We start from the raw sequence: 26,103 nt of genomic DNA, 5'->3' as shown, positions 1-26,103 counted from the left end.
GACGGGGCGGCCATGGTGAGTCACCCGGGTGGTGCGGTGATGTCCTCCCACGGGAAGTCCCGCAGCGCAGCCATGTTGCGCAGGGCCAGCGCGACGGGGCCCTGCGGGCCGTCCGACGGCAGGTCGTCGGCGGCCCAGCGCTCCACGGCGACGCGTACGGCGGCCCCGGCCGCGGCGGCGGCGAAGCGCAGAGCGGGCGACAGCGCGGGCGACTGTGCGGGTGACCGTGCGGGCGACGGCGCAGGGTGACCCGTCCGGTCGGCAACGTTGTCGCCGTCGACGGCACCCTGACGGGAAACGCCCTGATCGTCACCATCGTGACCGGCGCCACCAGCGTCACCGATGTCACCGGCGTCACCGGCGTCACCGGTGTCACCGGCGGCGCGGTAGGCGAGGGCCTCCGCCAGCGTCTCCTCCGCGCGGTGGCAGACCTCCGCCCACACCTTCCGCAGCGCCGGGCTCTCCTGGGCCAGCCGGATCAGGGTGCGCACCCACTGCCAGGAGGCCGCCGACACCCCGGCACCGGGCGTCAGCGTGTGCCGCACCGCGTACTCCAGGGCCTGCTGCGGGCCCAGGCCGGAGGGCGCGTCCCGCACGGCCTCCGCCCAGCGCTCGGCGCCCGCCGCGTAGAGCGGGGCGACGGCCTCCTCCTTGGTGGCGAAGTAGCGGTAGAACGTGCGCGGCGCGATGCCGACGGCCTCGGCGATGTCCTCGGCGCGCGTGGCCCGCAGGCCCTGGCGCACGAAGAGCCGGGCGGCGGCCCGGGCGATCTCCATCCGGGTCTCGGCCTTGCGGCGCTCGGTCAGCGAAACGGCGGCCCTGCGGCCGGACGACCCGGCGGAACCGCCGGGTCGGGAGGTGGTGCTGCTCACTTCGGCAGGCTATGCCCATGTGGCAGAATCTGCCATCCGGCGGGCCACCCCGGGGTTCAGGTCCGGGGTGGCCCGCCATCCAGCTGCGCCGAAGGGCCGCGTCGCCGGGAGGGGCGCGGCTGAAACGGTTCGTCAGAGACGAGCCGGGCTCAGGCGCCCGGGGGGAGGGACGCCGAGCCCGGCTCGGGGAAGTCCCGGCGCCGGGGGGAGTGCGACGGGACGTGGCTCATGGGGCCGAGGGGACACGACCCCGGGGCCCGAACTCCTGGGCCCTGAAGTCTTGTTCCCAGGGCCCGGTGGGTTAAGCGGCGTTCCACGGCCATGTTTGCGCGGGGTTTCGCCACCCGGCGCACACCCCCGCGGGGTGCCCGGCCACCGCGGGGTGCCCGGCTACGCGGCCGCCTCGAAGCCGGTGTCACGGGCCAGCTTCTTCAGCTCCAGCAGCGCGTGCTTCTCGATCTGGCGGATGCGCTCGCGCGTCAGGCCGTGCTCCTTGCCGACCTCGGTCAGCGTGCGCTCCCGGCCGTCCTCGATGCCGTACCGCATCTTGATGATGGAGGCCGTGCGCGGGTCGAGTCGGCCGATGAGGTCGTCGAGCTCCTCGCTGCGCAGCAGCGTCAGCACCGACTGCTCGGGCGACACGGCGGAGGTGTCCTCCAGCAGGTCGCCGAACTGGGTCTCGCCCTCGTCGTCCACCGACATGTTGAGCGAGACGGGGTCGCGGGCCCAGTCGAGCACGTCGGTGACGCGCTCCGGCGTGGAGCCCAGCTCGGCCGCGATCTCGGTGGGCTCCGGGTCGCGTCCGTGCTCGCGGTTGAACTCGCGCTGGACGCGACGGATCCGGCCCAGCTCCTCCACCAGGTGGACGGGCAGGCGGATGGTCCGCGACTGGTCGGCGATCGAGCGGGTGATCGCCTGGCGGATCCACCAGGTCGCGTACGTGGAGAACTTGAAGCCCTTGCGGTAGTCGAACTTCTCCACGGCGCGGACCAGGCCGGCGTTGCCCTCCTGGATCAGGTCGAGCAGCGGCAGGCCGCTACGGGGATAGCGGCGCGCCACGGCGACGACCAGCCGGAGGTTGGAACGGATGAAGACGTCCTTGGCCCGCTCGGCGTCGTCGACCAGGGCCTGGAGCTCTTCGCGGCTGGCCGCCACCTCCGAGTCCTCGTACCCGTCGAGGATCTGCCGCGCGAACACACCCGCTTCGATGATCTGGGACAGCTCGACCTCCTTGGCGGCGTCGAGCAGCGGAGTCCGCGCGATCTCGTCGAGGTACATGCCGACCAGATCGCGGTCGGCGAGCTCGCCGCCGTTGGCGCGGACGCTGGTTGCCGCGTCGGCCGTCTCGCCGGTGGCGGACTGACGACGGGCGACGGCACGGGTTGCCATGCGTGCTCCCTTGCGATGGTGGGTCAGCGGGTGCGGTCCTTCGGACGCTCGGCACCGTCTGGCGTGTCTCCCCGGACTGTCCTCGGGTGCCCTGCATCCGATGGAAACAACGACTGGAATCCGGACAGAATTCCCAACCCGACCCGCAATTTTTCTGATCATGCAGTACCCTGTGCCGCCACATGCGGCCGCGCACTGCTGCCGGGGCGGACAGAGGTGCAGGTCAGGCCGTGCCGAGGGGCGTCTCGGAGCCCTCACCGGCCACTGCGGCCACTACGTGAATGAGAGACCCGTCACGTCGGTCCGCCGGCTCGTCGTCCCGGGAGAGCGTCGCCGTTGGCCGCTCCCCCACCCTGAAGACGAACCGGGCCACCGGATGGTTGCCGGACGGTCGCCGGACGGTCGCCGGACGGTCGCCGGACGGTCGCCGGACGGTCGCCGGGCGACCGTAGCGGCCAGGCGCCGCCCCCGCCTCCGCTTCGGCTTCGGCTTCGGCTTCGGCTTCGGCTTCGGCTTCAGCCGAACTGCACCGACCGCTTGGCCAGCCCCATCCAGAACCCGTCGATCACGGACTTCTGTTCCCGTACCCCGCCGTCGGCGTCCGCCGCGCCCAGCGTGACGAAGAGCGGGGCGAAGTGCTCGGTGCGCGGATGCGCGAGCGCACCGGCCGGCGCGGTGTGGGCGAAGTCGAGCAGAGCGTCCACGTCGCCGGCCTCCAGCGCCCGCCGGCCCCAGTCGTCGAACTCCGCCGACCAGCCGGGGACGCCGCCCTGCCGCAGCGCGGCCAGGTTGTGGGTGAAGAAGCCGGAGCCGACGATCAGCACACCCTCGTCGCGCAGCGGCGCCAGCCGGCGGCCGATCTCCATCAGCCGGACCGGGTCGAGGGTCGGCATGGAGACCTGGAGGACGGGGATGTCGGCGTCCGGGTACATCTCGACCAGCGGGACGTAGGCGCCGTGGTCGAGGCCGCGCTCCGGGACGTCCTGCACGGGCGTGCCGGGGCCGCGCAGCAGCTTCCGTACGGACTCGGCGAGCGCCGGTGCGCCCGGCGCCTCGTAGCGCACCCGGTAGTAGTGCTCGGGGAAGCCCCAGAAGTCGTAGACGAGCGGGACGGTGCGGGTGGCGCCGAGGGCCAGCGGGGCCTCCTCCCAGTGGGCGGAGACCACGAGGATCGCCTTGGGCCGGGGCAGGGCGGCGGCCCAGGCGGCCAGCTCTCCGGGCCAGACCGGGTCGTCGGCCAGCGGCGGGGCGCCGTGGCTGAGGTACAGCGCGGGCATGCGCTCCTGGGTGACGGCGGACATGGGGGCGGCTCCTCGAACGGCGATCTGATCTGGCCTGACCTGCTTGAAGTTTCAAGCTCTCCGTCCGAGCGTACGCCTCGTTTGTTTAACCTTCAAGAAGTGGCCTCGTACAGTGGATACATGAACACGGCATCCACCTCCGCCCCTGCCGACGAGCCCCGCTGGCTCACCGCCGAGGAACAGCGCGTCTGGCGCTCGTACATCGAGGCGGCCACGCTGCTCGAGGACCATCTCGACCGCCAGCTCCAGCGTGATGCCGGTATGCCGCACGTCTACTACGGACTGCTGGTCAAGCTCGCCGAGTCGCCGCGCCGGCGGCTGCGGATGACGGAACTGGCCCGGTCCGCCAAGATCACCCGCTCCCGGTTGTCGCATGCCGTCGCACGGCTGGAGAAGAACGGCTGGGTACGCCGCGAGGACTGCCCGGGCGACAAGCGCGGCCAGTTCGCGGTGCTGACGGACGAGGGGTACGAGGTGCTGCGGCAGACCGCGCCGGGCCATGTGGCAGCGGTGCGCCAGGCCGTCTTCGACCGGCTGTCGCCGGAACAGCAGAAGTCCCTCGGCGAGATCATGAGGATCGTCGCCGAGGGACTTCAGCCCGCCGGGGCGGGCGCGGATCTGCCCTGGTTGCGCTGAGGGGCGCCCGGCCCCCTGGATCGCCGGGCCCGGTGTCAGTGGGCCACGACCGGGGCTGGGCCGGGTGTCAGTGGGCCACGACCGGGATCGGCACCTCGTCCTCAGCCTGCGCCTGCGCCGGGTCGCCGTCGCGGGAGCCGCTGACCGGCGTGCTGCCCGGGCGGCCGGCGTTGACGAAGGTCAGCGCGATCAGTGCGGCGACGACCAGGATGCCGACGGCGGCCCAGATCGCGCTGGTGTAGCCGTCCACCATGCCCTGCAACTGCACCAGCTGCCGCTGCGAGGCGGAGGTCGCCGATCCGAGGTGGTCGGCGATGTAGGAGGTGGTGGCGGAGGCGGCGATCGTGTTCAGCAGGGCGGTGCCGATCGCGCCGCCCACCTGCTGCGAGGTGTTGACCATCGCGGAGGCGACACCCGCGTCCCGCGGCTCCACGCCCTGGGTGGCCAGGGACATGGCCGGCATGAACGCCGTACCCATGCCGAGGCCGAGCAGCAGCATCGCCGGCAGCAGCAGGGCGGCGTAGGAGGAGTCGATCTCCATCCGGGTCAGCAGCAGCATGCCCAGCGCGGCGACCAGGAAGCCGGGGCCCATCAGCAGCCGCGGCGCGACCCGGGTCATCAGGCGGGTGCCGATCTGGGTGGAACCGGTGATCATGCCCGCGATCATCGGCAGGAAGGCGAAGCCGGTCTTCACCGGCGAGTAGCCCTTCACGACCTGGAGGTAGTAGGTCAGGAAGAGGAACAGGCCGAACATCGCGATGATCGCCAGGCCGAGGGAGAGGTAGACACCGCCGCGGTTGCGCTCGGTGACCACGCGCAGCGGCAGCAGCGGGGCCTTGACCCTCGCCTCCACGACGACGAACGCGAGCAGCAGCACGACGGACGTGGCGAACATGCCGACGGTCAGGGCGTCGCTCCAGCCCTCGGACTCGGCGCGGGTGAAGCCGTAGACCAGGGCCACCAGGCCCAGGGTGGAGAGGATCACGCCGGGGACGTCGAGCGGCGAGCGGTTGCGGCTGCCCTCCGGCTCACGGATGACGAACCAGGCACCGGCCGCGGCGACCACGGCGAACGGGATGTTGACGAAGAAGGTCCAGCGCCAGTTCAGGTACTCGGTGAGGACTCCGCCGAGGATCAGGCCGACGGCGCCGCCGCCACCGGCGATCGCACCGTAGATGCCGAACGCCTTGGCGCGCTCCTTGGCGTCCGTGAACATCACGGCGAGCAGCGAGAGCGCGGCCGGCGCGAGCAGTGCGCCGAAGACGCCCTGGAGGGCGCGGGAGCCGAACATCATCGCCTCGTTGGTGGCCGCGCCGCCGAGCGCCGAGGCGACGGCGAAGCCGGCCAGGCCGACGACGAAGGTGCGCTTGCGGCCCCACAGGTCGGCTATCCGCCCGCCGAAGAGCAGCAGACCACCGAAGGCGAGGGCGTAGGCCGTGACGACCCACTGCCGGTTGCCGTCGGAGATCCCGAGGTCCTGCTGGGCGGAGGGCAGGGCGATGTTCACGATGGTGGCGTCGAGGACGACCATCAGCTGGGCGAGCGCGATGAAGACGAGCGCTTTCCAGCGCCCGGCGTCAGGAACGCCGGACAGCGAGGCCTTGGCGGCTGTTTGAGACATGGGGGTACCCACTTCGGAACTCGGGACGGAAGAAGGAAGAAGGAAGAACGGAGGTGACGGAAGTAAGGAAGGACGGAGGTGTGGAGGAGGAACGGCAGGAACGGCAGGAACGGAAGAACGGAAGTATGGAAGTACGGAGAAGACGGAATCCGGGACAAACCCGGCACTGAACCGGCGAATGACCACCCGGCCCTGAACGGATCACTCAGAACCCGGTGTTGAGCTGCGAGGTCAGGCCCGGCGCAGGTCCTCCATGGTCGCGGGGGTCCCCGGCAGGGCGGAGCGGGCGGGAGCCCGCAGCCCGTCCAGGAACAGTTGCAGATGCCGGTGGACGAAACGGTCGCCGTTCGGGCACGCCGTACCGGCCGGGGGCCGGCTGAGCTGGGCCACGGCGACCATCAGATCACCGACACCGACGTCGGAACGGAGCTGTCCGGCCGCCTTCGCCCGGTCCATGACCTCGGCGACGAGCCGCTCGAAGCGCTCCCGCGCCGCCAGCAGGTCGGGATGGTGCTGGTCGAAGGTGCTGGAGACCATCGGACACAGCGCGCTGATCCGCTCGTCGGCGGTGGCGTGCACGAAGCGCTCCAGCGCCCCGAACGCGTCGCCGTTCTCCGCGAGCGCCAGTTCGGCCGCCCGCACCGTGCGGTCCATGACCGAGCAGACGACCTCGCGGACGAGGGCGTCGCGGTCGGGAAAGTTGCGGTACACCGTGGCGTTGCCGACACCGGCCCGGCGGGCGACCTCGTCGAGCGGTACCTCGGGGCCGTGCTCGACGAACATCTCCCGGGCGGCGGCGACGATCCGCTCCCGGTTGCGCAGGGCGTCGGCGCGCGGCCGGGTCGCCTTGCGCGGCGCGGGGGTGGCGGTCTGCACGGCGTACTCCTCGAAGAGGGAGAGACTGGTGTGCGATCCGGGGACCCTCTCCCCGTTTCGCTCGGACACCTGGCTAAACGGGGAGAGGGTCCCCGGTTATTTCCCCCACCGACCCCTCTTTCCGTGACCTGCGTCACACCCCCAGTGTGCGGCGGACGCCCGCACCACAGGCCGTCGCGCACCCGCGCCACAGGCCGTCACGCGCCCGCGTCACAAACTCCCGAGCGGCTACCGCCGGGAAACCCACGATCGGTCTCCTCCAGCGCGCGCCCCCGCAGCACCCGTCGGAGGGTGAGCCCAGGGAGCAGCCGGAGACGGGCGGCTGCCGTGGCCCGGGAGGTCTGCATGCAGCCGCTGCGCCGTCGGATACGCCCGCGCCGCGTGGTCAGCCTGGCGACCGTCACCGCGGTGACCCTCGCGGTCAGCACCTCGGCCGGCACCGGGCAGCTCGCGCCGGGCGCCGCCCCGGCCGGAGCGGGTCCCGCCTCCCTCTCCCGCTCCTCGGCGCACGGCCCCTGCATGATCACCGGCGGCCCCGAGGTCCAGATGTCGGAAGGCATCCCGACCGCCGCGCACTACACCCGCTCCACCGGCACCGTCCGCGCCCTCACCCTGATGATCGACTTCTCGGACGCCCCCGGCGAGGGCAAGGCCCTGGACCGCTACGCCGAGTTCTTCCCGCAGACCGAGGAGTGGTTCCGCACCAGCTCCTACGGCCGCCTCGACTACCGCCCCGCCGTCCCCGTCCGGGACTGGCTGCGCATGCCGAAGCCCTTCACCGAGTACGGCATAGAGCGCGGCGCCCCCTTCGACCCGGGCTACCGCAAGCTCGTCGAGGACATCGTGGCGACCGCCGACACGGACGTGGACTTCAAGGCGTACGACCTGCTGAACGTGCTGGTCACCCCTAACGCGGGCCCCTCGGCCCTGGACACGGTGCTGTCCGTCACCTTCGCCGGCAACACCGAGGCACCGGTCGCCGACGGCGTGCCGGTGGCCAACGCGTCCTTCGTCTACTCCCGCCAGGACGACGGCTCCGGCTCCTACGACCGGACCGGCTACCGCGTCCTGCCCCACGAGAACGGCCACGTCTTCGGCCTGCCCGACCTGTACACGGCGGAGGGCGGCGGTGCGGTCGGCCACTGGGACATCATGAGCGAGGACTGGGGCGCCAACAACGATCTGCTCGGCTGGCACAAGTGGAAGCTGGGCTGGCTGGACGCGGACCAGGTGCACTGCGCGTCGAAGCCCGGCACGACGGAGTACGAGCTGACACCGCTGCCCCACAAGGGCGGCTCCAAGCTGGTCTTCGTGCCCCTGAACGCCCGCTCGGGCTACGCCGTCGAACTGCGCACCCGGGACGGCAACGACGAGGCGGTGTGCCGCCCCGGCGTACTGATCTACAAGGTCGACGCCGACGTGGACACCGGCATGGGACCGGTACGGGTCTACGACTCCCGCCGGGACAGCGGCGGCTGCACCCGCACCCCCAACGTCCACGCCGAACTCTCCGACGCGACGTTCATCCCGGGCGAGACCTTCAAGGACCCGCGCACGGGCGTGACGATCACGGTGGCCGGGGCGGACCTGGAGGGGGACCACCAGATCCGGGTGACCCGGAGGTGAGGCGCGGGCGGACGGACGCCCACCGCCGAGCGGGGCGTGCCGGCGGCGAGGGTCGTGCCGGCGACGGGGGCCGTCCCCGCGCCGTGCCCGCGCGGGGCGGACTACGGTAGGCCTGCCCGCCTCGACCGCCGCCCCCGGACCGACCGGACACCCACCGGAACCGACCGGAGACCACCGGAGACCACCGGAGACCGACCGGAGCCCCCCCCCCGGAGCCCCCGGAGACCGACCGGAGACCGACCCGACGATGCCCGCCCACACCCCGCCCGACACCTCGGACACCTCTGCCACCCCGGAGGCCCCCACCTCCGTGGCCCCGGCCGGCGAGGCCTCCCCGGGGTTCGAAGCGGCCCCCGCCCCGGCGGAGGCGGTCACCCCCCTCCTGCGCGGCATCACCGTCCTGCGGCACCTGACGGACGCGGACGGCACGCTCAGCCTCAGCGCACTGGAGCGCACCACGGGCCTGGCCCGCTCCACCGTCGACCGCATCACCTCGACGCTCGCCCGCATGGGATACGTCCGCCTGGACGGCCGCGACGTGACCCTGGCCCCCCGCCTGATGGAACTCGGCAACGCCTACCTGGCCGCCCTGCGCCTCCCCGCCCTGCTGTCCTGGCGGGCCGACACCCTGGCCGACGAACTGGACGAATCGGTCTCCCTGGCGGTGGGCGACCGGGACGGCATCCGCTTCATCCACCAGGCCACCCGCCGCCGCGCGATGTCCCTCAGCTTCCGCATCGGCGACCTGCTGCCCGCCGAGCGCACCGCGCCGGGCCCGCTGTTCGCCACGGAGTGGACCGAACGGGACTGGCACCGCTGGCACTCCCGCAGGGCACGCGATCCGCGGGACCACGGTTTCCCGGCCGTACCGCCGCGGGAACCCGGCGTCGCCGGCGAGGACGTCGACGGCGAGGACTTCGTGGCCCGCACCGCCCGGGCGGCGGCCGACGGCTGGGCCGTGGACGACCAGCTGATCGAACCGGGCCTGGTCGCGGTGTCGGCACCGGTACGGCACCCGGGGACCGGCCGCGTGGCCTGCGTGGCCAGCGTGGTGAGCCACACCAGCCGCCACACCGCCCAGGACCTGGTGTCGACGCTGCTGCCCCGCCTCCGTTCGGCGGTGACCACGATGGAGGAGGACCTGCGTACGGCCCCGCCCCCGGAGCCGGCGCCGCCGCCCACGGGCCTGGCCACCTGGACGTCGGCGTCGAAACAGGAACTGGGCCGGGACTTCGTCGAGTCCCTGGCCCGCGGCCTGACGGTCCTGACGGCCTTCGGCGAGGGCCGCTCCGCACTGACGCTGACGCAGGTGGCCCAGGCGACGGGCCTGGCCCGGGCGACGGCCCGCCGCGCCCTCATCACGCACGAACACGCGGGCCTGGTACGTCCGGCCCCCGACGGCCGCACCTTCCACCTCACCCCCCGGGTCCTGTCCCTGGGCTTCCCCCCGCTCTCCCGCACGTCCCTCCCCCGCATCGCCGAGCCCCACTTGGCGGAACTGGCCGAGCGGATCCGGGAAACGACCTCCCTGGCCGTCCTGACGGACTCCGGTACGGAGATCCAGTACACGGCGCGGGCTGCGACGGGCCGCGTGATGACCACGGACATCGCGGTCGGCACCCGCCTGCCGGCGTACGCGACGTCCCTCGGCCGGGTCCTCCTCGCGGCCCTCCCGGCCACGGAACGCTCGTACGGCCCCCTGCGCCCCCTCACCCCCCGCACGATCACGGCCCCGGCCCGCCTGACCGCCGCCCTCACCGACGTCCGCTCGCAGGGCTACGCCCTGGTCGACGAGGAACTCGAACCGGGCCTGCGCTCCATCGCGGTCCCGGTCCACGACCGCACGGGCCGCGTGGTCGCCGCCCTCGACGCCTCCCTGCACGCGGCCCGCCGCACCCCCGAGGCCTGCGTCGAGGACATCCTCCCGGAACTGACCCGAACGGCGTCCGCCGTCGAAACGGACCTCCGCGCAGCGGGCCGCTTCCACCGCGTCCCCCTGACCTGAACCCCCGGAACACCCCACCCGCCACCCGCTACACTGTCGGCGGTGGCACCGCCGCGCCGGCGACGCCATCGTGCACCACGACCGGCCTTCGTAGCTCAGGGGATAGAGCACCGCTCTCCTAAAGCGGGTGTCGCAGGTTCGAATCCTGCCGGGGGCACAGAGAAAGGGCCGGCCCGGGAGGGTTTCCTCCCGGGCCGGCCCTTCGTCGTGTCCGGCGTCCTTCTGGCCGCGTCGAGGTGGCGCTCGTCGGTCGGAGGTGTCACCGGAGGTGTTCAGCCGACAGGGCATCGGGTAGGGGAAAGCCGCGCTCGTGTGCGGGGAGGGGCGATGGCGACCATTCTGATCTCTGTCCTGGCCGTTCTCGTGTCCATCGGCTCGCTGGCCGTCGCCTACGCGTCCAGCCGGCGGTCCCACATGCCCGTCCTGCAGTTCATGTGGGAAAGCGGACAGGGGGGTTCGAGTGAGCCGAAGTGGTGGCTCGTCAACGTGGGGACGGGTCCGGCGACGAACATCGTGGTTGCCCAGGCCGAGAAGACCGGGCTCAGGCGCGGGCTCGACGGCGAGGTCTGGTACAACCCCGTGCTCGTGCCGTCGATCCCGGCAGGCGGAAGGCTGGCTCTCACCTGGCTCGGCGGAACCATGGGGCTGGAGTGCGGCCTGGGAGCCAGCTACACGGACGTCGAGCGCTACTTCTACACCACCAAGTGCGGGGACGACGTATCGATGTTCTTCGCGGGCCTGCACCTCCCGCGGTGGCCGCTTCTGAGACTGCACGGGAACAAGGCCGTCAAGACGTGGTGGGGTGTGGAAGACCTCTCCGGCCCTCAGTGGTCCTCGGTCGACCCCGGTCGGGTCAGGCGGCGTTGGTGGCTTCCCCGGCGCTTCGGGCTGTCCCGTCGGCTGGGGGGCTGGGCGGACCCGGTGCTGTCGTACCGGCCGTGATGACGGATCGCCCGGGTGTCGTACGCCCGTGGAAGCCACCGGGCACCGCTGAGGAGGGTGCGCCGCGTCAGCGTCGCCAGACGTGGGCCTTGATCTCGGCGCGCTCGATGGTGATCGGGGCGTTGCCGTAGTGGGCGATCTGGGCCTTCACGCGGCGGTCGGCGCCGGCGACGCCGACGATGGGTACCCAGCCGTAGGTGTCACCGCTCGTGCCGACGACCTCGACGGGCGGGAAGTGCTTCACGGTCCTGCCGTTTAAGTCGTCCTCGACCAGCCGCACCTGGATCTCGCGGCCCGCGGTGAGGCCGCCGGCCCGTACGTGGAGGGCGCCGTTGTAGTGGGCCCTGTGGGCGAAGGTCTGCCCGCCCTGGTAGTGCACGCCGGCGTCGTCGGACCATTCGGTGTCCCACACCAGGGACTTCCACCGGCCGGGCGCCAGCTCGAAAGCGCGGGTCATGCCGAGGGAGAGGTAGTCGGGCATGTCGTCCTCCTGGGGGTTGGTGGCGCGGGCGACGATTCCGGGGAACACCACCTCGCGGAACTGGCGGATGCGGGCCTTGCCGGGGCAGGCGGTGCCGGACGTCGACCACTGCGGGAACATCGAGTGGTAGCCGTAGCCGGGGTCGTCGTGGCGGCGGCAGATCCGCAGGGGGATGCCGTGCCGCTGGTGCACCCATACGCCGATGGCGATCAGGTCTTCGAGCTGTTTGGCGTTCCACGGGTCCGAGGCCGAGGTGTTCGACGCCGTCTCCACGGAGATCGCTCCGGTGCCGTCCGGCCGGCGGTTGGCACCGGCGTTGGCGTCGGCGCGGGTCTCGGTGCCGATGTACTGGCCGATGGTGCCGTGGTAGTCGACGCCGAAGTGGGATTCCAGGTTGGTGGAGTCACGCCAGTACTCGTAGGTGCGGCGGGCCGTCCACGGGGCGACGATGCTGTGGACGATGAGCTGCGTCGGACGGATCGCCGGCTGAGCGTCCGACTCCGGTTGCAGCTCCATCTTGACCGCGCCGGGATACCAGGCCAAGGGGACCTCCGGGCATCAGGCCCCTGCCATCAGGGCCGGGGCGTGGGGATGAGGAGAGGAGGGGGGCGGGGCAGGAGGGGGCGGGGCAGGTGGTGGGGATCGGGTCGTGGGGGTGCGGTGGGGAGCGGACGTAGCCCCCAGTTCGTCCGGCCGCAGAGACGTGATGCCCGCGCTCCGGCCGGTCATGCCGCTCCGGTGGCCGCTGTGCACAAGTACACCCGAAACGGCGAATTGCCGTCGGTACCGGCCGAGTCGGTGGTGGCGGGGTGCGTCTACGATCCCCGCATGGACTGGCTGGAGCGGGTCGCGGGGCTGAGGCAGTGGGCCAGGAGCGGGGTACGGGCTCCGCACAAACCGCTGCTTCTCCTGTACGCCCTCGGCCGGTTCCAGGAGGACGCGGACCGGGGCCTGCGGTACAGCGCCGTGGAGGAGGACCTGCAACGCCTGCTGGCCGAGTACGGGCCGCCGAACCGCACCACGCCCGCCTATCCCTTCCACCACCTGGTCAGCGATGGTGTGTGGGAGGTGCGCACCGACCGGGGGCCCGGTAGCCCGGGGACCGGCGTCCGGGACCTTCGGGAGACGGGGGCCACGGGGCGGCTGGCGCCCGAGTTGAGAGCGGCGCTGCTACGGGAGCCGCGGCTCGTCGGCCGGATCGCGCGGTTGCTGCTCGACCGGCACTTCCCGCCCTCCCTGCACGGCGAGTTGTGCGAAGCCGTCGGACTGGAGCTGGAACCGGCCGACGGCGAGCGGCTCGCACCGGCACGCAGGCAGCGGGACCGGCGGATGCGTGAACTGGTGCTGACCGCCTACGAGTTCCGGTGCGCGTTCTGCGGGTACGACGGCCGGATCGGCGCCGTGCCGGTCGGGCTGGAGGCCGCGCACGTGCGCTGGTGGGCGTTCGGGGGTCCCGACGAGGTCGAGAACGGGCTGTGCCTGTGCTCGTTGCACCACAAGCTCTTCGACAAGGGCGTCCTCGGCGTGGGGGACGACCACCGCATCCTGGTCTCTCAGCGCTTCGTCGGCCACAGCCCCGCGGCCCGCGAGCACGTCACGGCCCTCGCGGGCCGGCCGCTCGTCGGGCCGCAGCCCGGTGCGCGGCCGGTCGCCGCCGGTCACCGGGACTGGCACACCCGTCAGGTCTTCCACGGCGAGCCGCGTCCCGCGGCGGCGGACTGACGAGGGTTCCGGGGCCGGCGCCGCGTACGCCGACGGCTCCCGTCCCGTCGAGCGGGAGGGAGCCGTCGGGAGGTGGTCGCACGCGTGCGTCGTCAGCGGGTGACGCCGGTCACGCGTGGCGGTGCGAGTGGCGGTGCGAGTGCCGGTTGCCCGCGACGAGGCGGTACAGGCCGAGCAGGATGAGGGAGCCGACGATCGCCGCGATCCACGTGGACAGGTGGAAGAACCCGTCGATGGAGTCGACGCCGAAGATCGCCTTGCCGAGCCAGCCGCCGAGCAGACCGCCGGCGATGCCGATGAGCATGGTGATGATGATGCCGCCGGGGTCCTTGCCCGGCATGATGGCCTTGGCGATGGCACCGGCGAGCAGGCCGATGAGGATCCACGCGATGATTCCCATGAGCTGACTCCGTCTCTCCGTCTCGTCGTGCAAGAGCTGTGGTGGTTCTTCGGGTGAACCGTCATCGCCCGTACAAACGTCTGGTTTTGGCGTCCGCATTGACGTCCGCATTGACATCGGCTTTGACGTCTGGCTTTCGAGTCCGCTTCGGATCGCGGTCACGAGGGGGCGGATCACATCGTCGTCGGCCAGGGCGGAACGGCGGGCGCAGCGCAGCAAATGGCGTTCGCCTCCTCGGCGCCGGCCCCCGTCAAACCCCCCGACCTGGCTTCCCTCCGGGCCGCCCGCCGGTCTCGGTGGGCGGCCCTCGGCGAGCCCCGGTCAGTAGCTGCCGTTGGACAGGATCTCGCCGTCCTTGTCGTCGACCAGACCGCCGGTGAAGTCTGGACGGGCCCCCTCCGGCCTCGCCCTCCGCGCTCCGCCCCACGCGCTCCGCCCATGCGCTCCGTCGCGGCTCGTCCTCCCCCGGGCGATAATCGCCGCATGATCGCGCGCCCCCGCCACCGCCACCGCCACCGGCCCCAGCGCCGCTCCCCGCTCCCCCGCGCCCATGTCTGAGCCGCCCGAGGCCCTTCCGGCCGATCTCGTCGCCGCGGGGGAGCCGTACGGGCTGCTGCTGGCGGGAGGTCACGCGGCGCGGGCGCACGGGCTGGTGGAGCGCGCCGGGCCGGGTGTCACCGTCGCGTCGGACACCTCCGCGGAGATGGGTGAGGTCGTCGGCGGTGTCCGGCACGGGCTCGAGGAGCGGGGGTGGGTCGTGCCGTCCGTGGAGACGGACCCGCTGGCGGCGCGGCTGGTCGTACGGGAACCGGTCAGCGGCACCGACTTCGTCGTGGACGTGGTGAAGGAGGTGCTGTGGGGGCCGCCGGTCCGCTCGGAGCTCGGGCCCGTGCTGTCGCTGGAGGACTTCATCGGCACCGGGGTGCGGGCGCTGGTGGACCGCGGGCTCGCCCGCGACCTCGTCCATGTGCACGCCGCGTCGCGGCTGCGCAGCCGGCCCGAGCTGGAGGAGCTGGGCCGCCGCCACGCGCTCGACGCCTTCGATCTCGCCGACCTCCAGTCCCGGCTGACCGGCGCCGAGTGGGTCGACGACGGCGCGTTCGCCGCCTGCGGGCTCGACGGGGAGGCGGTCACGCGGCTGCGGCGCTGGGCGCAGGAGTGGGCCGACGACATCGCGGAGCGGCTCGCCGAGGCGGAGGTGGTGCCGGGCGAGGCGCCGGCGGAGGGGGCCGACGACTACTCCGGCGGAGGCTTCGACGGGGAGTCCGACGGGTAGTCCGAGGGGGAGTCCGACGGGGTGTGAACGGCCTCGCCGCTTCCGCGGCGGCGGGGGGCGAGGCGCTAGTGGTGGCCCTGGTAGCGCAGCAGCAGCATCGCCGCGTCGTCGTGGTGCGGGCCGGCCGCGTGGCGGACCAGGTCCTCCCGCAGGGCGTCGAGGGCGCGGTGGGCGTCGGGGTCCTTCAGCAGGTGGACGCGCTCGGCCAGCGGGTAGAAGCCGCCGTCGTGGTCGCGGGCCTCCGTGACGCCGTCGGTGTAGAGCAGCAGTTGGTCGCCGGGGGTGAAGTCGACGCGGTGCGGTTCGGGGCCGGCGCCGCTGTGGGCGCCCAGGCCGAGCGGCAGGGCGTACGACGGTGGCTGCGGGAAGTCGGCGGTGCCGTCCCGGTGGACGAGCAGCGGGGCGGGGTGGCCGTAGTTGAGGAAGACGGCCGAGCGTTCCGTGCCGATCTCCGCGAGGATCGCGGTCACGAACTTCTCGTCCTCCAGGTCCCGGGCGACGCTGCGTTCCAGCCGCTCGCCCAGTTTCACCAGGTCGGGTTCGTCGTAGGCCGCCTCCCGGAAGGCACCGAGGACCACGGCCGCCGTCTCGACGGCCGCCAGGCCCTTGCCCTGGACGTCGCCCACGATCACCCGCACGCCGTGCGGGGAGGCCACCAGCTCGTACAGGTCGCCGCCGATCCGGGCCTCCGCGACCGCCGACGTGTACGACACCGCCGCCTGGAGCGGGCCCGCGGTCAGCGGGACGGGGCGGAGCAGCACGCGCTGGGCGACCTCGGCGATCGACCGGACGCTGGCCAGCTCCGCCTCCCGGCGCGAGCGCATCACGGCCGCCGCGATGCCGACGCCGGTCACGCCCGCCACCGACGCCATGGCGCTGAAGCCCCGGCTGTTGTCGAACAGGCCGTTGTAGACGCCGAGTCCGAGGCACAGCAGCAGGGCGAGCAGTCCGATCAGCGCCGTACGCCGCCAGCCGCCGACCAGCCCGGCGAACGCCGGCCCCAGCGACACCAGCGGCAGGAAGCCGACGTCCGGCCCGGCGACGACGTCCACCACGGCCACCACCGTCATGGTCGCGACGGGCATCCAGTTCAGCGCCACGGCACTGGGTGTCGACTTCTTCGCGGTCATGACTACTCCGGCGTCGCAGCGCTCAAGGGCCACCCTCTGCGGTCGTGCACGGGCCTCAGACGCCCCTCCCCGGTCCGTTGGATCCGTCCCTTAGATTATGCAAGCGTCCTGCCTTCGCAGGTCTACCGAACGGGTCCGTAATCCGATCGAAGCCCGGGGCCCGCGCCGTCGTGCCCGTCCGGTTCAGGCCGCGTCGCCCGCGTCTGGCGCCGCCGCCGCGGGGGCCGGGGAGCGCCGTGGGAAGAGGCCGCCGTCCGGGGTCGTCGTGCGGCTTCTCTTGGTGAGGGTCAGGGTTGTCGCCAGGGACGCGAGTGCCAAGGTCGTCATCGCCGTCGCCGGGGAGGTCGCCTGGGCGAGGGTGCCGGCCAGGGTGGCGCCCACGCCCTGCATCGTGAGCATGCCGGCGGAGTGCAGGCCGAGGGCGTGGCCGGAGAGGGTGTCCGGGGTGAGGGTGACGAGGCGTTCCTGCTGGACCAGGCTCGCGGCGAAGCCGACCGAGGCCAGGGCCGCCAGCGCGGCGGCGGCCGGCAGGGGTGGGCGGAGGGCGTAGAGGAGGTAGGGGGCGGCCAGGAGGAGCAGGAGCGGGATGCCCAGGCGGGGGCGTCGGCGGGGTGGCAGGACACGGCCGACGAGTACGTCGCCGGCCAGCATGCCCAGGGCCGCGCAGGCGAAGAGGGTGCCCGCGGCCCGGGGGTCGTAGGAGACGAACAGCGACTCGCAGCCGACGATCAGGCCGTTGGGGATCCACAGGGCGAGATAGACGTGGCGGCGGGGGCGGGCGGACCACAGGGCCGCGTTCGCGCGCCAGGTCGCCGACACCGACGGGCGGCCCGTGGCACGCGGCGGGCGCCGGGTCAGGCCGAGGCGGAGGCCGGCCGCCGCGACGGCGTACAGGCAGGCGCCGAGCAGCAGGCAGGTGCGCGGCGAAAGCAGGAACACCAGGACGCCCCCGGCGGCGTAGCCGGCGATCTGCATGAGGCCGTTCATCATGTTGAAGACCGAACGGCCCAGGAGGTAGCCGTCCTTGGCCAGGATTTCGTTCAGCAGCCCCCAGCGGACCCCGCCGCCCAGCGCCGCGACCAGGCCCGTCGCCATGATCACCGTGAACATCGCGGCGAGCGGCAGACCCGGCAGGGCGAGTGCCGAGGTGGCCACCGCGAACGTCAGCGAGATGCCCGCCAGCGTCGCCCGCGGCGGCAGACGATCGGCGCCGGACAGCAGCAGGGTCGCGCCCAGCACCTGTGCCAGCGACGGGCCGAACATGCTCAGCGCGGACAGCAGCGGCGACTCGGTCGCCCGGAACACCAGCGTGCCGAGGGCCAGTCCGCTCACCGTCTGCGCGGCGACGTGCGCGGAGGACGAGAGGAAGAGCGGGGTGAACTCCGGGGTGCGGAAGAGGGATCGGTAGGTACGGGTGGACATGCGCGGAGTCTGTGACGACGCCTCACGGGGCGGTTAATGTTTCGCGCGGGTGCGAAAGAATGCGGAAGAGGCGGTTGCGCCCGGGGCCGGCGCTTGGGCTGGGGAAGAGGGTTGTACCTGGGCAGAGGGCAGAGGGCAGAGGGCAGAGGGCAGAGCAGAGGGCAGAGGGCCGCATGTGGGCACGGGGTGGAGGGGGAAGGAGGGCGGGCACGGGCTGAGGGGGCGGTGGTGCGCGGGGATCGGGGAACGGGGCGGGCGAGGGGCTGGGAGAGGGGGCGGGGATGGGATGGTGGCAGGTCAATGCCGATACGCTCGCGCGCAGCCGGTTCGTCCTCTCGCCGCTCGCCGAGACGTTCGCCTGTCTGAAGCTGCTCCACGCGGGCGTCGCCGCCCATCCCGGTGAGCGGGCCTGGCTGGACGCCCATCTGCCGGGCTACCGGCGCCGGCTGGCACGGAACCCGGTGACCGGGCTGCTCGTCCGCTCCGGGGCCGGACGGGCCTGGATCGCCGACTTCCTCACCCCCACGCCCCGGGACGGTGAGACCTTCGAGGAGGGCGTCGCCCGTGTCCGCGCGGTCTCCTCCGAGCGGGCCCGCGCCGACCTCGCCGTCTCCCTCGCCGGGCCGCTGCCCGCCGCGCTGGACCGGGACGACCTGCCCGAGCGCGCCGCCGCGCTCCTGGAGTACGTCTGGGCCGAGACCGTACGTCCGTCCTGGGACCGGCGGCGCCGCGTCCTGGAGGCCGATGTCGTCGCGCGCACCGCGCAGGTCAGCCGGGGCGGGTGGGCGTCCGTCCTGGACGCCCTGCGGCCGGGCACCCGCTGGCTCGGCGGCAACCGGCTCCAGATCAACCTGCACGCCAATCCGCCGCGCGAGATCTCCGGCGCCGAACTGGTCCTCGTACCCGTCACTCCGCAGCGGCACGGCTGGGTGTCGTGGGAGGAGGCGGAGCGGTACGCGGTCGTCTACCCGTGCGCGGGCGTGCTCGCCGACGGGGGCGGGCGGGAGGCGGTGCCCGCCGGTCTCGGCGCCCTGCTCGGGACGGCTCGGGCGGCCGTGCTGGTGCTGCTCGGCACGCCGATGAGCACCAGCCAGCTGGTCGCCGTCACCGGGCAGGGGCTCGGCTCGGTCGGGCGGCACCTGCGGCTGCTGCGGGACGCGGGACTGGTGGAGCGGCGCCGGGCGGGCCGGTCGGTGCTCTACGCGCGCACGGCCGCGGGAGAGGTCCTCGTCGAGGCGTCCGGCGCGGCCGGAGCGTCCGACGTGGCCAAGGGCTCCGGAGCGTCCGAGGTGGCCAGGGGCTCCGGAGCGTCCGACGTGGCCAAGGCCTCCGGGGCGGCCGGGGCGGCCTGGGCCTCCGAAGCGTCACGCCCCGGTCATGGTGGTGTCAGTCGCCGGAACTAGCATCCGCCCATGACTACTGACGCATCCCACACCGCCGGCTCCCCGCTCGGCGTCGAGATCGGCGCCCTCCAGGGCGGCTCGGCCGGCCTCGGGCAGTACGCCGGGCAGGTCGTGCTCGTCGTGAACGTCGCCTCCAAGTGCGGGCTGACTCCGCAGTACTCCGGTCTGGAGCAGCTGCACGAGCGGTACCGGGACCGGGGGTTCACCGTGCTCGGCGTGCCGTGCAACCAGTTCATGGGGCAGGAGCCGGGCAGCGCCGAGGAGATCGCCGAGTTCTGCTCGGCGACGTACGGCGTGACCTTCCCGATGACGGAGAAGGTCGAGGTCAACGGCGAGGGCCGGCACCCGCTGTACCGGCGGCTGGTGGACTTCGCCGACGCCGAGGGGCACAGCGGTGACGTCCGCTGGAACTTCGAGAAGTTCCTGATCGGGCGGGACGGGCAGGTCGTGGCCCGGTTCGCGCCGCAGACCGAGCCGGAGGCGGCCGAGGTCGTCGCCGCCGTCGAGAGGCAGCTCGCCGCCGCTTGACCTTCCCCCAGGGGCAGGGTCGAGCGTCCTTCTCGCCGGGCGGCACAAGGGCCGTCCGGTGACGGAGGACGCGGCACGGGGCCGCCCGGTGACGGAGGATGACGGCGTGCACGACGACCGGCTCACCGACGATCCCCATGGCGGCGAGCTGCTGACCATCGGGGCGTTCGCCGCCCGTGCCCGGCTCTCGGCGAAGGCGCTGCGGCTGTACGACCGCCTGGGCCTGCTGGTGCCGGCGCACGTGGACGAGGTGACCGGCTACCGCTACTACCGCGCCGGCCAGGTCGAACGCGCCCGGCTCGTGGCGCTGCTGCGCCAGCTGGACATGCCGCTGGCGACGGTCGCCGAGGTGGTCGACGCGGGCGAGTCGGGTGACGGCGCCGGCGCGGCCGAGCGGCTCGGTGCCTACTGGCGCGGTGTCGAGGCGCGGCTCGCCGGGCAGCGCACGCTCGCCGAGTACCTCCGTGGACGACTGTCGGGGAGGAGCTCCGAGATGTACGACAGGTTCGTGGTGGAGACGGTGGACGTGCCCGAGCAGGTGCTGATCACCGAGACACGGCACACGCTGGCGGGCGAGCTGCCGGCGTGGATCGGCGCGTCGCTGGGGCGGCTGGTGGAGGCGGCCGGGGCGTGCGGAGGGGTGACGGCGGCGCCGTTCGTCGTCTACCACGCCGAGGTGTCGATGGAGAGCGACGGCCCCGCGGAGGCGTGCGTGCCGGTCGCGGACGAGGCCGCGGCACGGGCGTGGGCCGAGGAGCGGGGGCGGGCCTGGCAGACCCGGGTGCGGGTGGAGCCGGCCAGGCGGCTCGCCTACACCCGGATCAGCAAGGCGCAGGTGGCGCATCCGCAGATCCTGGCCGCGTTCGAGGCGGTGGAGGAGTGGATCGCCGCCGAGGGGCTGACGCAGGCCGGGCCCTGCCGTGAGGTGTACTTCGCCGACTGGGACGCGGCGGGCGCGGAGGACCCGGTGTGCGACGTGGCGTTCCCCGTGGGCCGGGCGGCCCGGACGGCCCGCGCGGCCACGGTCTGAGCAGACGCCGAGCCCTCTCGGCAAGGACGGCGAAACTGGTCGAGAGGGCTCTGCTGGCGATGCTGGACGGACGATGGTCGTCGGATGGATCGGACGGGGTCTGACCGGGTCAGAGCGTCTCGGACGGTGCCGGACGGTGCCGGACGGTGTCGGACCGTGTCGGACCGTGTCGGACGGGCAGACGGTCAGACGGGATCGGACACGGTCGAACGGTCCGGTCCCGGAGTCAGGCCTTGACCGAGCTGACGAACGCCGTCCAGGCGTCCGTCGGGAAGGCGAGCGTCGGACCCTCCGGGACCTTGGAGTCACGGACGACGAGCGCCGTCTCGGCCGGGGACTTCACTTCGACGCACGCACCGTTTCCTCCGGAGTAGGAGGACTTGGTCCAGGTGTCCGTGGCGCCCTGAAGAATTGCCATGGTTGCTCCGTTTGCTCCGGTAGCGAGTTGCTGTCGCCCTGCCGTGGGTCCGGGCGGACCCGCGGCACGGTTTGCGCCAATGTCATGTGATCGTTGGCGTGATCGACGCTACTCGCTGCCCTCCTCTTTCGGAGCAGCCATTCACCCGACCGGATGGCATATTCCGGGCGAGGCTTCCAGTTCTCCCCGCCGGGGGTGTAGCATCCAGCGCTCCCCGTCAGGAGGCGTACTCGGCGTACTTCTTCGCCACGTCCTCGATGAGCTGACGCGACTGCTCCACGTTCAGCGCCTGGGCGCGCAGATGCTCGTACATCACCGTGTACTTCTGCACGTCGTGCGCCTTCTCCAGGTACAGGTCGCTGGTCACGCCCTCGATGTACACCACGCTGGAGTCGGCGGCGTCGGCGAACTCCAGGATGGAGTACTGCCCGTTGATGCCCGGGTGCGCCCCGACGTCGAACGGCAGCACCTGCACGGTGATGTGCGGCTGCTGCGACATCTCGGCGACGTGCTCCAACTGCTCGCGCATCACCTGCGGGCTGCCCACCACCCGGCGCAGCGCGGCCTCGTCGAGGACCACCCACAGCCGCAGCGGGTTGCCGTCGGCGGTGATGCGCTCCTGGCGCCGTATGCGCACCTGCACCCGCTTCTCGATGTCCGCGACCGAGGTCTCCGGCAGCGCGCCCTGGATGAGCGCCTCGGCGTACTGCCGGGTCTGGAGCAGGCCGGTGATGATCTGGGGCTCGTACGTGCGCAGCGACTCCGCGTCCGTCTCCAGGCCGATGTAGACGCTGTACGGGATGTCCCCGAAGGCGTGCCACCAGCCCTGCTGTCTGGAGTCCTTGGCCATCTGCATCAGCGAATCGACGATCCGCTGGTCCTCGACCTCGTACACCCCGCACAGGTCGCGGACGTCGCGCTGGCTGATGCTGCGGCGGCCGTTCTCCAGCCGGCTGATCTTCGACTGCGACACCAGCAGCCGCTCCGCCACCTCTTCGGCGGTCATGCCCTTCAGCTCGCGGAGCCGGCGCAGCTCCTGCCCCAGCCGGCGCCGCCTGACGGTGGGATTGACATTGGACGCCACGGGACGTGCACCTCCGGCTGCGTGCCTCGAACTTGCCACTTTGCGTATCTGCTGTTGAGCAGACTGCCACCAAGGTGCTTACTACCGCTGGGAAACGGTCGATATGCGCCGCGTACACGCCAGTTCGGGGGCTCCCCCGGACATGCGACCGCGCGGGGCGGCGGGACCGGGTCGTCGTCCGGACGTGCGGTCCTGCCACCCCGCGCGGCCTGCGGCTCCCGTACCGGTCCGGGGACGGTGGGTGCGGCTTCGGCGTGCGGTCGGTGCGAAGTGGTGCCCCGGTGCGTGGTGCGTACTGCGTGGGGCGTATCGCGTGGTGCGTACGGCGTGGTGGTGCGTCCGTGCCGTGGCTCAGTGGGCCACGGCACGCGCCATGGAGCCACGGCGCGGCTGCGCGGGAACGCCTCGGGCGGGCTCCTGCGCGGGCCTGGCCGCGGCGGCCTGGCGGCCGGCCGGACCCGGGCTGCGGCGCGGCTGGGCCGCCACGCCGTTCTGGACGTCCATCACGGCGTGCGCCACGAGGCCGCCCATGGGGTCGTGCCTGATGAGGTCCCGCAGCCGGGACCGCGACGACCTTCCCTCGTTGCCCGGGTACAGGTGCTTGCCGAGCCCCACCGCGTGGGCGAGCGCCGCCAGCGCCGCCGTCCGCGGGTCCGGCGGCACGCCGGTACGGATGGCGGAATCGAGCCGGGCCCTGATCTCCCGGCTGATCGCCGTGTCCGTCGCCTGGTAGCGCGTCGTCGGCAGAACCCCGCACATCTGGCCCTCCACGGCATGGACCATGCCGCAGCGCTCCAGGTGTGAGAGATAGGTCTGGCGGAGCCCGAGACGCGGCCCGCCGATCCAGTGCACGGCCCGTACCGGAGCGCCGCGCCTTCGCAGCAGCTCCAACGCACAGTCCAGTGTCGGATCTCCAGTCGGCCGTGGCACCACCACGGCGATACGATCCCCGTCTGGGGCTATCCGTCCGGCCAGCGCCAGCTCCACGAGCTGCGCTCCGGCCAGGCCGAGGTCGAGCGACTGCGGCTGCGCAGTGGTACCCGTGGCCGGGTCCAGTGCCAGCAGCAGAAGCTCCTCCGGAATTGTTCTGCGGCTCCTGCCCATCCATGCCTCCCCGCGTGGATGAATGACAGGGTGACCCCTCTCACATTGGTCTGTCGAGGGTGCGTGACCGGTTCGTAGTGGAACCGGTAGGTATGTCGTTCTCGTCTACCGCAGGGGTTCTCCCCGTACACAGGACACTGGTACATGGTTCGTTATGCGCACGCGGTGCGTGCGGCGCATGGAGGAGGCATCGGTGGCGGGCGAGTCCCCCGACAGGTCGAAGCAGCGCGAGTCGTCGGCAGAACCGACGTCGGGGAGCCCGGGTCCGGTTCCCGAGGCGAGGACCGAGCAGAGCGAGCCGGCCGGACCGGCCGAGAAGCACGATCCGCGGCTGGCGCTGACGCGGGAGACCGACGTCGCGGCGGTGCGCGCCGCTGCCGCCGGTGGCGCCGGTGGCGTCGACACGGCCACACGGGTGCTGTCCGTCCGTGACGCGGAGGCGGACACCGAGGCGGAGGCGGACGAGAAGGCGGACGAAACGGAACCGGAAGCCGGCTCGGCGTCGGAGACGGAGACGGAGAGGGACGGGGAGGCCGCGGACGCCGCCGGGGACGCCGGGGACGCCGGGACCACTCGGCCGGCCGAGTCCGCGGAGGCCTCCTCCACCCCCGGTACCACGGAGTCCGCCGCCGAGAGCGACGACCGGCTGCGGAACGCCGTGGCCGCCTGGGTGCGTTCCGCGGACGACGGCCCGGCGAAGGACGACGAACCCGCCGACGCCGCCCAGGCCGGTGAGGAGCCCTCCGAGGAGCCCTCCGACGAGCCCGTGGAGGCCCCCGAGGCCCCGGCCGGGGCCCCCGCCGCCGAGGACGACGCCGAGGCCCCTGAAGACGGCGGCCAGGACGCCAAGGACGACAGCCGATCCGCGCAGGACGACGAGGACGACGAGGACGACGAGGGCGACGAGGGCGACGAGGACGACGAGGACCACGACGCCCACGACGCCCGCGATGCCCGCGAGGACTCCGAAGCCGACGAGGACCCCGGGGACGACAAGGCCGGCGGCCGCCCCGTCGACCAGCCCACCGCCGTCTTCAAGGCCGTACGCCCCGCCGCGCCCGCCGTCGACCAGCCGACGACCACGCTGAAGCTGGGCGACGGCAAGGCACCCGGCAGCAAGGACGGCGGCGGCAAGGCCCCCGGCGGCAAGGACGGCGAGGGCAAGGACGCCGAGGGCGAGTCCGCCGACGAGGCCCCCGCCGGGTCCGACGAGGCCCCCGCCGAGCGCACCAGCAAGTTCGTCGCGCTCAAGCCGCTCGACGATCCGTCGACCCGCAAGCCGCCGCCCGCCGCCGAGGCCACCACCGCGCTGCCGCGGGTGAACCGGCCCGCGCAGCCCTCCCGGCCGGCGGAGCCGCCGAAGGAGCCGCGGTCCCCGAAGGAGCCGCGGCCCTCGCAGGGCCCCCGGCCCCCGCAGGACTCCGGGTCCCCGAAGGCGGTCCCCGCCGAGGCCACCACCTCGGTCCCGCAGGTCGGACCCGAGCGGACGACGCAGCAGCCGCTGCCGCCGAAGCCGCCGCTGGACCTGCTGGCGGAGCTGACGAACACCCCGCCGCCGCCGGAGACGCCGCTGCGCACGGCCGTGCGCCGGGTCAAGATCTGGACGCCGCTGGTGGTGCTGCTGCTCATCGTGTTCGCGGTGGTGCAGGGGATGCGCCCGCTGCCGGAGCCCACGCTCGACCTGACGGCCGAGGAGAGCTTCACCTTCGAGGGCGGCAAGCCCGAGATCCCGTGGCCCTCCGCCGGGCAGGCGGCCCTCGACGTGCAGGGCATCGGCTCGTTCGGCTCGTCGGGCGAGCAGAAGCCCGTGCCGATCGCGAGCGTCGCCAAGGTGATGACCGCGTACGTCATCCTGCGCGAGCACGAGCTGGGCAGCGGCGAGGAAGGCCCGAAGATCCCGATCGACCAGGCCGCCGAGGACCAGTCGGACGCCGGTCAGGAGTCGACCGTCAACGTCTACGCGGGCGACTCGATCTCGCAGCGCGAGGCCCTGGAGAGCATCCTGATCGCGTCCGCGAACAACGTGGCGCGGCTGCTGGCCCGCTGGGACGCCGGGTCGGAGAAGGCGTTCGTGGAGAAGATGAACGCCACCGCCGAGGAACTCGGCATGACCAACACGACGTACACCGATCCGTCGGGGCTGAACGACACGACGGTGAGCACGGCCGTCGACCAGGTGAAGCTGGCCAAGGCCGCGATGAAGGAGCCGGCGTTCCGCGAGGTCGCGGCGATGATGTCGTACGACGACTACAAGGGCGTCAACCACTCCAACTGGAACCACCTGGTCGGTCACAACGGCGTCGTCGGCATCAAGACCGGCACCACCACCTCGGCGCTGGGCAACCTCGTCTTCGCGGCGAAGAAGGAGGTCGGCGGCGAGACCCGGACCATCATCGGTGCCGTGGTGCGCCAGCCCGCCGGCGGCAGGGACAACACCATCCTCGGTGCCGCGCTGGACTCGTCCGACAAGCTGATCCGCGCCGCGCAGGACACGCTGGAGTCGGCGACGATCCTGAAGAAGGGCGAGGTCGTCGGGTACGTGGACGACGGCCTGGGCGGCCGTACGCCGGTCGTGGCCACGCAGGACGTCAAGGCGGTCGGCTGGTCGGGCCTGACGGTGAAGCTGACGTTCGCGGCGGACGAGGTGCCGCACACCGCCGCCGCGGGCACGAAGGTGGGCACGCTGACCGTGGGAGACGGCGGCACCAGCGGGGCCGTGAAGGTCCCGGTCGCCCTCCAGCGGGACCTCGCCGAGCCCGGGTTCACGGACAAGCTGACCCGCATCGGCTGACGGGCCCGGCTGCGGGGCGAGAATAGGGGGCGGACGGACAACGGGA

22 protein-coding genes and 1 tRNA gene are annotated in these 26,103 nt (G+C 72.8%); 11 read left to right on the top strand and 12 right to left on the bottom strand.

Features of this window, described 5'->3' with window-relative positions:
• Positions 1-20: 20 nt before the first annotated feature.
• The 3 genes from ACZ45Q_RS16655 to ACZ45Q_RS16645 all read right to left on the bottom strand — a co-directional run bounded on the left by ACZ45Q_RS16655 (position 21) and on the right by ACZ45Q_RS16645 (position 3,562).
• Positions 21-776: a TetR/AcrR family transcriptional regulator gene (locus ACZ45Q_RS16655; protein WP_468261174.1), complete on the bottom strand. Its 756-nt coding sequence runs from the start codon at positions 774-776 to the stop codon at positions 21-23.
• 486 nt (positions 777-1,262) lie between these two features.
• Positions 1,263-2,261: a sigma-70 family RNA polymerase sigma factor gene (locus ACZ45Q_RS16650; protein ID WP_468261089.1), complete on the bottom strand. Its 999-nt coding sequence runs from the start codon at positions 2,259-2,261 to the stop codon at positions 1,263-1,265.
• A 515-nt stretch (positions 2,262-2,776) separates the two neighbouring features.
• On the bottom strand, positions 2,777-3,562 hold the full coding sequence (locus ACZ45Q_RS16645; RefSeq protein ID WP_468261087.1) for a dioxygenase family protein: 786 nt from the start codon (positions 3,560-3,562) through the stop codon (positions 2,777-2,779).
• 120 nt (positions 3,563-3,682) lie between these two features.
• Between ACZ45Q_RS16645 and ACZ45Q_RS16640 the strand changes: the two genes are divergently transcribed.
• Positions 3,683-4,198 carry a MarR family winged helix-turn-helix transcriptional regulator gene (locus ACZ45Q_RS16640; RefSeq protein ID WP_468261085.1) on the top strand — a complete coding sequence of 172 codons (516 nt, stop codon included), beginning with the start codon at positions 3,683-3,685 and terminating at the stop codon, positions 4,196-4,198.
• A gap of 67 nt (positions 4,199-4,265) precedes the next feature.
• Here ACZ45Q_RS16640 and ACZ45Q_RS16635 read toward each other — a convergent pair whose 3' ends face one another.
• Both ACZ45Q_RS16635 and ACZ45Q_RS16630 read right to left on the bottom strand, forming a co-directional pair.
• Complete coding sequence (locus tag ACZ45Q_RS16635; RefSeq protein ID WP_468261082.1) at positions 4,266-5,819, bottom strand: MFS transporter; 1,554 nt, start codon at positions 5,817-5,819, stop codon at positions 4,266-4,268.
• A gap of 231 nt (positions 5,820-6,050) precedes the next feature.
• Complete coding sequence (locus ACZ45Q_RS16630; protein ID WP_468261079.1) at positions 6,051-6,695, bottom strand: TetR/AcrR family transcriptional regulator; 645 nt, start codon at positions 6,693-6,695, stop codon at positions 6,051-6,053.
• Positions 6,696-7,040: 345 nt separating this feature from the next.
• Between ACZ45Q_RS16630 and ACZ45Q_RS16625 the strand changes: the two genes are divergently transcribed.
• From ACZ45Q_RS16625 to ACZ45Q_RS16610, 4 genes are all read left to right on the top strand, one after another.
• Positions 7,041-8,321: a M6 family metalloprotease domain-containing protein gene (locus ACZ45Q_RS16625; protein ID WP_468261075.1), complete on the top strand. Its 1,281-nt coding sequence runs from the start codon at positions 7,041-7,043 to the stop codon at positions 8,319-8,321.
• Between the two features lie 247 nt (positions 8,322-8,568).
• Positions 8,569-10,326 (top strand): IclR family transcriptional regulator domain-containing protein, encoded by a 1,758-nt coding sequence (locus tag ACZ45Q_RS16620; RefSeq protein WP_468261072.1) that lies wholly within the window; start codon positions 8,569-8,571, stop codon positions 10,324-10,326.
• A gap of 84 nt (positions 10,327-10,410) precedes the next feature.
• Positions 10,411-10,483 (top strand) — tRNA-Arg (locus ACZ45Q_RS16615).
• A 170-nt stretch (positions 10,484-10,653) separates the two neighbouring features.
• Complete coding sequence (locus ACZ45Q_RS16610) at positions 10,654-11,268, top strand: hypothetical protein (protein WP_468261070.1); 615 nt, start codon at positions 10,654-10,656, stop codon at positions 11,266-11,268.
• A 67-nt stretch (positions 11,269-11,335) separates the two neighbouring features.
• On the opposite strand, the gene ACZ45Q_RS16605 is transcribed toward ACZ45Q_RS16610, so the two are convergent.
• A complete protein-coding gene (locus tag ACZ45Q_RS16605) occupies positions 11,336-12,292 on the bottom strand; it encodes a peptidoglycan recognition protein family protein (protein ID WP_468261067.1) in 957 nt (318 codons plus the stop codon).
• A 285-nt stretch (positions 12,293-12,577) separates the two neighbouring features.
• Between ACZ45Q_RS16605 and ACZ45Q_RS16600 the strand changes: the two genes are divergently transcribed.
• Complete coding sequence (locus ACZ45Q_RS16600; protein WP_468261064.1) at positions 12,578-13,471, top strand: phosphorothioated DNA-binding restriction endonuclease; 894 nt, start codon at positions 12,578-12,580, stop codon at positions 13,469-13,471.
• Positions 13,472-13,580: 109 nt separating this feature from the next.
• Here ACZ45Q_RS16600 and ACZ45Q_RS16595 read toward each other — a convergent pair whose 3' ends face one another.
• Complete coding sequence (locus ACZ45Q_RS16595; protein WP_468261061.1) at positions 13,581-13,871, bottom strand: GlsB/YeaQ/YmgE family stress response membrane protein; 291 nt, start codon at positions 13,869-13,871, stop codon at positions 13,581-13,583.
• A gap of 550 nt (positions 13,872-14,421) precedes the next feature.
• Between ACZ45Q_RS16595 and ACZ45Q_RS16590 the strand changes: the two genes are divergently transcribed.
• Positions 14,422-15,147 carry a hypothetical protein gene (locus ACZ45Q_RS16590; RefSeq protein WP_468261058.1) on the top strand — a complete coding sequence of 242 codons (726 nt, stop codon included), beginning with the start codon at positions 14,422-14,424 and terminating at the stop codon, positions 15,145-15,147.
• Between the two features lie 65 nt (positions 15,148-15,212).
• Here ACZ45Q_RS16590 and ACZ45Q_RS16585 read toward each other — a convergent pair whose 3' ends face one another.
• Entirely contained in the window at positions 15,213-16,277 is a 1,065-nt protein-coding gene (locus ACZ45Q_RS16585; RefSeq protein WP_468261055.1) for a PP2C family protein-serine/threonine phosphatase, read from the bottom strand.
• Positions 16,278-16,460: 183 nt separating this feature from the next.
• Complete coding sequence (locus ACZ45Q_RS16580) at positions 16,461-17,699, bottom strand: MFS transporter (protein WP_468261052.1); 1,239 nt, start codon at positions 17,697-17,699, stop codon at positions 16,461-16,463.
• A gap of 281 nt (positions 17,700-17,980) precedes the next feature.
• Here ACZ45Q_RS16580 and ACZ45Q_RS16575 point away from each other — a divergent pair, with 281 nt between their 5' ends.
• The 3 genes from ACZ45Q_RS16575 to ACZ45Q_RS16565 all read left to right on the top strand — a co-directional run bounded on the left by ACZ45Q_RS16575 (position 17,981) and on the right by ACZ45Q_RS16565 (position 20,660).
• On the top strand, positions 17,981-19,102 hold the full coding sequence (locus tag ACZ45Q_RS16575; RefSeq protein WP_468261049.1) for an ArsR/SmtB family transcription factor: 1,122 nt from the start codon (positions 17,981-17,983) through the stop codon (positions 19,100-19,102).
• Between the two features lie 9 nt (positions 19,103-19,111).
• Positions 19,112-19,630 carry a glutathione peroxidase gene (locus ACZ45Q_RS16570; protein WP_468261046.1) on the top strand — a complete coding sequence of 173 codons (519 nt, stop codon included), beginning with the start codon at positions 19,112-19,114 and terminating at the stop codon, positions 19,628-19,630.
• 88 nt (positions 19,631-19,718) lie between these two features.
• Positions 19,719-20,660: a MerR family transcriptional regulator gene (locus ACZ45Q_RS16565; protein ID WP_468261043.1), complete on the top strand. Its 942-nt coding sequence runs from the start codon at positions 19,719-19,721 to the stop codon at positions 20,658-20,660.
• Positions 20,661-20,886: 226 nt separating this feature from the next.
• Here the strand turns inward: ACZ45Q_RS16565 and ACZ45Q_RS16560 are convergent, their stop codons facing one another.
• The 3 genes from ACZ45Q_RS16560 to ACZ45Q_RS16550 form a co-directional block, all read right to left on the bottom strand.
• Positions 20,887-21,078 carry a DUF397 domain-containing protein gene (locus tag ACZ45Q_RS16560; RefSeq protein WP_468261040.1) on the bottom strand — a complete coding sequence of 64 codons (192 nt, stop codon included), beginning with the start codon at positions 21,076-21,078 and terminating at the stop codon, positions 20,887-20,889.
• A 217-nt stretch (positions 21,079-21,295) separates the two neighbouring features.
• The gene (locus ACZ45Q_RS16555) at positions 21,296-22,162 is read right to left on the bottom strand and encodes a helix-turn-helix domain-containing protein (RefSeq protein WP_468261037.1); all 867 of its coding nucleotides are present in this window, start codon (positions 22,160-22,162) and stop codon (positions 21,296-21,298) included.
• A 351-nt stretch (positions 22,163-22,513) separates the two neighbouring features.
• Positions 22,514-23,266: a GOLPH3/VPS74 family protein gene (locus tag ACZ45Q_RS16550; protein ID WP_468261034.1), complete on the bottom strand. Its 753-nt coding sequence runs from the start codon at positions 23,264-23,266 to the stop codon at positions 22,514-22,516.
• Positions 23,267-23,444: 178 nt separating this feature from the next.
• On the opposite strand from ACZ45Q_RS16550, the gene ACZ45Q_RS16545 reads away from it, so the two are divergent.
• Entirely contained in the window at positions 23,445-26,057 is a 2,613-nt protein-coding gene (locus tag ACZ45Q_RS16545; RefSeq protein WP_468261031.1) for a serine hydrolase, read from the top strand.
• Positions 26,058-26,103: the final 46 nt, after the last annotated feature.

Source organism: Streptomyces sp. NPDC031049 (assembly GCF_055571015.1).
Note: the sequence above shows the minus strand (reverse complement) of the source record. Positions and strands in the feature narration are given on the sequence as shown.